This is a genomic window from Frankia sp. CgKIO3 (assembly GCF_977946435.1).
This window is the reverse complement of the sequence record NZ_CDWTMO010000197.1, coordinates 1-6,584: the sequence shown is the minus strand read 5'-3', so window position 1 is coordinate 6,584 and position 6,584 is coordinate 1. Positions and strand designations below refer to the sequence as shown.

General features: G+C 66.7%; 6 protein-coding genes. 3 read left to right on the top strand and 3 right to left on the bottom strand.

Annotation, left to right across the window (positions count from 1 at the left end):
- Window positions 1-285, bottom strand: a 285-nt coding sequence (locus tag AC08OJ_RS17540) for a putative quinol monooxygenase (RefSeq protein WP_476596303.1), incomplete at its 3' end; no start/stop codon positions are given.
- A gap of 455 nt (window positions 286-740) precedes the next feature.
- Between AC08OJ_RS17540 and AC08OJ_RS17535 the strand changes: the two genes are divergently transcribed.
- From AC08OJ_RS17535 to AC08OJ_RS17525, 3 genes are all read left to right on the top strand, one after another.
- Window positions 741-1,544: an FAD-binding oxidoreductase gene (locus AC08OJ_RS17535; RefSeq protein WP_476596302.1), complete on the top strand. Its 804-nt coding sequence runs from the start codon at window positions 741-743 to the stop codon at window positions 1,542-1,544.
- Window positions 1,492-2,421, top strand: coding sequence for an FAD-linked oxidase C-terminal domain-containing protein (locus AC08OJ_RS17530; RefSeq protein ID WP_476596301.1), 930 nt, complete (start codon window positions 1,492-1,494; stop codon window positions 2,419-2,421). The genes AC08OJ_RS17535 and AC08OJ_RS17530 overlap by 53 nt, the downstream gene beginning before the upstream one ends.
- Before the next feature lie 211 nt (window positions 2,422-2,632).
- Entirely contained in the window at window positions 2,633-3,448 is an 816-nt protein-coding gene (locus AC08OJ_RS17525) for a heterodisulfide reductase-related iron-sulfur binding cluster (RefSeq protein WP_476596300.1), read from the top strand.
- Here AC08OJ_RS17525 and AC08OJ_RS17520 read toward each other — a convergent pair.
- Together AC08OJ_RS17520 and ctaD are read right to left on the bottom strand one after the other, a co-directional pair.
- Window positions 3,432-4,265, bottom strand: coding sequence for a GntR family transcriptional regulator (locus AC08OJ_RS17520; RefSeq protein WP_476596299.1), 834 nt, complete (start codon window positions 4,263-4,265; stop codon window positions 3,432-3,434). The two genes, AC08OJ_RS17525 and AC08OJ_RS17520, sit on opposite strands and share 17 nt — an antisense overlap.
- Window positions 4,266-4,547: 282 nt before the next feature.
- Window positions 4,548-6,263: an aa3-type cytochrome oxidase subunit I gene (ctaD, locus tag AC08OJ_RS17515; protein WP_462187685.1), complete on the bottom strand. Its 1,716-nt coding sequence runs from the start codon at window positions 6,261-6,263 to the stop codon at window positions 4,548-4,550.
- Between the last annotated feature and the right edge of the window lie 321 nt (window positions 6,264-6,584).

Here is a 6,584-nt window from a genome sequence, read left to right as displayed (position 1 = left end):
CGGCATTGAGACTCGGTGAGGTACTTCGGCAGTGTCTGCCGGGCGGCCTTGAAGTGGTCGGACTGGACGTGCGCGGCTCCGGCGTCGCCATCCTGGGGCTCCGGCGTCGCCATCCTGGAATGCCTCGACCAGTACGTACTCGGTCGGGCTCTCAATGTTGCGGGACCAGTCGAACCATTTGCAGCCCGGCTCAGCGCGGGTCGCCTCGGTGAACGCCCGTGAGATCTCCGGCCACTGGTCGGCGTGCTCCGGCTTGATCCGGAACTTGGCGGTGATAAAGATCATTATAAACCCTTTCCGAGCTCATGGCTCTTGCTGTGGGCGACAGGCCGCCTGGGGTACCGAGCTCCAACGACTGTTTTCACACCGTCGGCGACGGGTGGCCCCCACGCTCGGCACCTCGCCCATGGTCGTAGCAGTCACAGCCGCCACGGGCTCGTGATCAGGGTTCGATGCCCTGGGTGGCAGTGACGCTGGGTGGCAGGGACATCGTAGGGCAGCCGAGGTGACGCGCCGCGGGGTGTGCGAATGTATACTTGTCAGACTTTCCTTGTCTGGAGAGGACGGGCGATGAGTCTTGAAGGGCGTCCCACTGGCGCGGAGGTAGCGGAGGTAGCGGGGAGCCGCGGCGGGCATGGCCAGGGGCCGGCCGTGGCAGGCCGTCCGGTCCTGCGCTACGCGATGGCGCGGGATGCGTCGCATTATCCCTGGTGCCTTCCGCAGTGGAACGTGTTGCCGGCGTGGGCGATGTGGCGGCGCTGTTTGCGAGATGCCGGCGAAGTGGTTCGTACCTGACGTTCCGCTCGGGCGGGACGAGCCTCAGCGGCCAGGGCGTCACCGATGGGATCCTGGTCGACGTGCGACCCGGTTTTCAGTCGGCCGAGGTGCTCGACGGTGGTGACCGTCTGCGCGCCGAGCCTGGCGTGACCGTCCGTGCCGCGAACGCGCGGCTGCGTCCGTACGGGCGGAAGCTCGGTCCCGACCCCGCGAGTGAGGTCGCCTGCACCCTGGGTGGAGTCATTGCCAACAATTCCAGCGGAATGGCCTGCGGTACCGGGCAGAACGCCTACCAGACGCTCGAGGCGATGACCGTGGTGCTATCCAGCGGATCCGTGATTGACACCGGTGCGCCGGACGCGGATGAACGGCTGCGCGCGCTGGAACCCGATCTGTATGAGGGCTTGCTGCGGCTCCGTGAGCGGATCTGCCGCAACCCGGCGTCCGTGGCGACGCTGCGTCGGCAGTTTTCAATGAAGAACACGATGGGCTACGGTCTCAACTCGTTTCTCGACTACGAGCGTCCCGTCGAGATCCTGGCCCATCTGATGATCGGTAGCGAAGGCACGCTCGGGTTCGTCGCCTCGGCCACGTTCCGGACGGTGGAGCTCTTTCCCCACGCCTCGACGGGCTTGGCGGTGTTTCGTGACCTCGCCACCGCGACCGCCGCGCTGCCCGAGCTGGTCGACGTGGGGTTTCGCGACGATCGAACTGATGGACGCTCGGTCCCTTGCCGTTGCGCAGACCCTCGGCGCGACACCGGCTGAGATCGGCTCGCTGGAAGTGCGTGACCAGGTTGCGCTCCTGGTGGAGCTGCAGGCAGCGACCACCGAGGAGCTTGCCGACAAGGTGTCCGGGGCCGGCGGCGTGTGCGATGGGCTCGAGACCGAGTCGCCCCTGGAGCTGACCTCGGACCCGCGGCGCCGAAAGGACCTGTGGCATGTGCGTAAGGGTCTCTATACGGCCGTCGCGGGAGCGCGCCAGGCGGGGACCACGGCGTTGCTGGAGGATGTGGCGGTTCCGGTGCCGCACCTGCGGGTAGCGTGCCAGGAACTCACGAAGCTGTTCGACGCGCACGGCTATCAGAACAGTGTCATCTTCGGCCATGCCAAGGACGGCAATATCCATTTCATGCTCACTGAGACCTTCCAGGATCCCGCGCGGTTGGAACGCTACCACGCGTTCACCGAGGAAATGGTCGAGCTGGTGCTCGAGCACAAGGGGACGCTCAAGGCGGAGCACGGCACCGGCCGGATCATGGCGGGGTATGTCCGTCGCCAGTACGGCGATGAACTGTATGACGTCATGACGGAGGTGAAGCGGCTGTTCGACCCGCCGGGAATCCTCAACCCGGGGGTCGTGCTGTCCGATAATCCTCGCTCCTATCTGCGCAATCTCAAGGATGTGCCGACGGTCGGCTACGGCGCGGACATGTGCGTGGAGTGCGGGTACTGCGAACCGGTCTGCCCGAGCCGGGCGCTGACCCTGACTCCTCGGCAGCGGATCGCCCTGCTGCGGGAGCGTGAGGCCGCGCGGCGGGAGGGAGACGAGGGGCTCGCCGACGAGCTGTCCGCGGCCTACCGCTATGACGCGGTCGACACCTGCGCGGTCGACGGTATGTGCCAGACCGCTTGCCCTGTGTAGATCAACACCGGATCACTCGTGCGAGAGCTGCGCGCCGAGAGGGTGAACAAGGGCGAGGACGCGCTGTGGCGCTCGGCGGCCCGCCACTGGGGGGCGACCACCGCACTGGCTGGGAAGGCGCTTTCTGCCGCCGCCGCACTGCCGCCGGCGTTGCCGACAGCCGCGATCTCCCTGGCCCGCAGAACGTTGGGCACCGACAGGATGCCCCAGTATGACGCCTCGCTGCCCCGCGGGGGGGTACCGGCGCCGGGCGGTCGTGGCTGCCGCAGAGGCGTGCGCCGTGTACTTCCCGGCGTGCGTCGGTGCCATGTTCGGCTCGTCGTCGTCCAGCGGCGGGGTCATGCCCGCGATGCTGACGCTGTGCGCGCGTGCCGGAGTAGCGATACGGGTGCCCAAGGGCATTGCGTCGATGTGTTGCGGTATGCCGTGGAAGTCGAAGGGTCTCAGGGGTGGCCACGAGGTCATCGGGGCCAAGGTCCTGCCGGCGCTGCTCGCAGCGACCGACGGCGGCCGCCTGCCGGTCGTGTGCGACACGGCGTCGTGCACAGAAGGTCTGGAGGAGCTTCGCGCCGAGGCGGAGCGGCTTGGCGGCGGCTACGAGGCACTTCGTTTCGTGGACGCGCTCGAATTCGTGCGCGCCGAGGTCGTGGGCCGCCTCTCGGTGACCCGCCGGGTGGCGTCCCTGGTACTGCACCCTACGTGCTCGACCGAGCGGCGGGGCACCACGACTTTACTCAGGGAACTCGCCGAGCTGGTCAGCGACGAGGTGGTCGTGCCGCTGGACTGGAATTGCTGCGCGTTCGCCGGTGATCGCGGGCTCCTGCATCCCGAGCTGACTGCGGCGGCGACGTTGAACGAGGCACGTGAGGTCAACTCCCGCACCTTCGAGGTGCATGCGTCGGCCAACCGGACCTGCGAGGTCGGAATGTCACGCGCAACGGGGCGCGAATACGTCCACATTGTTGAGACGCTGGAGTACGCGACTCGCCCGATCCGTGATTCTGCCCATCCTAGCGGTGCCGGCTGAGAACGTGTTGGAGAACGCCGGTCGACGACTTCCCGTGACCTTGATGGATGCGCGGTCCGAGCGAACGTGTCACCCGCGCGCCGTCGCGGCTTCGTACTCGAAGCCCGCCTCCGGGCCCGGTTCGGCGCCGAAAGCGCCCGCGAGTCTCTCGCGCGCGGGAGAGGTGTTTGTGGAGTAAGACCGTTGCTGCGTCCTGATCGCCGGTCACGATCATCTCCAGCAAGCGAGCGTGCTCGCCGTAGATCGATTCCGCGCTCAGCAGCGCCCGGCCCTGTACCTGCGACATGCACAGCCGGACTTCACCGGCGAGTTTGTGGTACATGCCGCTGATGCGGGGACTGGACATCGAGTCGACGAGGCTGAGGTGAAACCGCATGTCGGGCTCGACGATCGCGATCTGAGGGCCGTTGATCACCGACTTGATCTCATCATTGGCCATCCGGGCCTGCGCGGGAACGCGGCGGGCCGCGGCGAGCAGCCGGAGTGGCTCGCGCTCGAGGCAGTAGCGCGTGTTGTAGATGTCGCGAACGTCGTCCGGGCCGAGCTCGGGGACCCGGGCGACCTTGTGACTGCCGCGGACAAGGAGACCGGCCGCGATCAGCTTCTCGATTGCCGCCTTCGCGGTCGGGCGAGCGATATCGTACTGGGTGGCGACGCCTACTTCGGTCAGCGCCTGGTTGCTGCCGATATTGCCGCTGAACAGCTCGGCGCGAAGATTTTTGACCACCGCATCTATGAACGATACCGGCTGTACAGGGCGGCGCATCACCCAGTCACCTTCCAGTACATGCGAGTCAGGCGGGTTGGTGACCCTCATGGAATCAACACGAGCTAGCCGAGATTACAACCGTCAGTCGTAGCCCCGCGCGGTCTCGCCCATCCCACCCAGACTCGCCCATCCCGCCCAGGACGCCGATCGCCCGACCGGTCGGCAAGCGCGGTCTCGACCTCGGTGGGCGCACCTCACGGCGGGCCGCATCGGCCAGCAGCGCCGTGAACCGCACCCACCCATGAGGGCCGGGCCTGTCAGGGCTGAACCGCCCCGGGCTCTCAACAGCCCGGGGCGGTTCCGGTTCAGCCGCCAACGTGAGCCGCGTTCTCAGGTATTCAGCTCCGGGGTGTCGCGGGTCGGGGTGAACTCGGGGGTGGCATGGTAGTCGACCGCGCCGGCCGCCTGCGGGTAGTGCAGGTCGAAGGCGGGCCGCTCGGAGCGGATCCGCGGCAGCGAGGTGAAGTTGTGCCGCGGCGGTGGGCAGGACGTCGCCCATTCCAGCGAGTTGCCGAAGCCCCACGGGTCGTCCACTGTCACGACCCGACCCTTCCGGTACGACCACCACAGATTGTACAGCAGCGGCAGGGTCGACAGCGCAAGCAGGGAGCTGCCAGCGGTGGCGATGGTGTTCAGCGTGGTGAAGCCGTCGTCCGGGCCGTAGTCGGCGTATCTGCGCGGCAGGCCCTTGACACCGAGCCAGTGATCCACCAGGAAGGTCAGGTGGAAGCCGAAGAACATCGTCCAGAAGTGCACCTTCGCGAGCCGCTCGTTCAACATCCGGCCGGTGACCTTCGGGAACCAAAAGTACACCCCGCCGAAGCCGGCGAACAACAGGCCGGCGACGACGTAGTGGAAGTGGCCGACGACGAAGTAGCTGTCCGAGACGTGGAAGTCGATCGGCGGGCTGGCCAGCAGAACACCGGTCAGACCACCGAACAGGAACGTCACCAGGAAGCCGACGGCGAACAACATCGGCGCCTCGAAGGTGAGCTGTCCGCGCCACATCGTGCCGATCCAGTTGAAGAACTTGACCCCGGTGGGCACCGCGATCAGGAACGTCAGGAAAGCGAAGAACGGCAGCAGCGCCGCGCCGGTGACGTACATGTGATGCGCCCACACAGCGATCGCCAGCGCCCCGATGCCGATGGTCGCGTAGACCAGTCCCTTGTAGCCGAACAACGGCTTTCGGGAGAACACCGGGATGATCTCCGTGATGATCCCGAAGAAGGGCAGGGCGATGATGTACACCTCGGGATGCCCGAAGAACCAGAACAGGTGTTGCCAGAGGACGGCGCCGCCGTTACCCGGGTCGAAGATGTGCGCGCCGAACCGGCGGTCGAACTCCAGGGCGAGTAGCGCGGCCGCGAGCACCGGGAAGGCGACCAGCACCAGGATCGAGGTCACCAGCAGGTTCCAGCAGAAGATCGGCAGCCGGAACATCGTCATGCCGGGCGCCCGCAGGCAAAGGATCGTCGTGATGAAGTTGACCGCGCCCAGGATGGTACCCAGACCGGAGACGGTCAGACCCAGCACCCACAGGTCACTGCCGACGCCCGGCGAGTAGGCGGCGTTCGACAGCGGCGTATAGGCGAACCAGCCGAAGGAGGCGGCGCCGTTCGGCGTAAGGAAGCCCGCGGTGACCGTCAGGCTGCCGAACAGGAACAGCCAGAACGACAACGCGTTCAGCCGTGGAAAGGCCACGTCAGGCGAGCCGATCTGCAGCGGGATCAGGTAGTTCGCGAACGCAAACGCGATCGGCGTCGCGAACATCAGCAGCATCAGCGTGCCGTGCATCGTGAAAACCTGATTGTACTGCTCGTTCGACAGGTACTGCAGACCCGGCTGGGTGAGCTCGGCCCGGATGAGCATCGCCAGGATTCCAGCGAACGCGAAGAATACCAGCGAGGTCATGAAGTACAGCAGCGCGATGTCCTTGTGCGACGTCGTCCGCAGGTACTGCGCCAGGGTTTTCACAACCCCGGGCGGGAGCTCGCCCGCCGGCGGGCCCGTGTGCCCGGCCGGTCTATCGTGCACAAGTGTCACATTCCGCTCCCGATGGTGTTGCCGCTGCCGGCGCTAGTCACGTTATCCGCGCACCGGTTGCCGCGGCACGGCCTGACGTCCCACATTCGGAGGAACTCCGGCACCCGAACCGGGCGCAGAACGTCCTGCGCCAGGCAGGCCCACCATTATTCGTTGGCCGTTCTCGCGGGTCTTTCGGTGGGGCTTTCTTACCGCTGGCGTCCCTTCCCTTCCCTTGCTACCGGCTGCTCTCACTTGTTGTTGCCGGGTGGGCGCGGACGTGCAGGCGTTCGCCCTGGGGGCCGAACAGGCTGAGGGCTTCGGCGGGCCGCGGGGTGGGGT

Coding starts and splice junctions, on each gene's coding strand:
- AC08OJ_RS17530 (WP_476596301.1), top strand. CDS start 1,492: ATGGACGCTCGGTCCCTTGCCGTTGCGCAGACCCTCGGCGCGACACCG.
- AC08OJ_RS17525 (WP_476596300.1), top strand. CDS start 2,633: ATGACGCCTCGCTGCCCCGCGGGGGGGTACCGGCGCCGGGCGGTCGTG.
- AC08OJ_RS17520 (WP_476596299.1), bottom strand. CDS start 4,265: ATGAGGGTCACCAACCCGCCTGACTCGCATGTACTGGAAGGTGACTGG.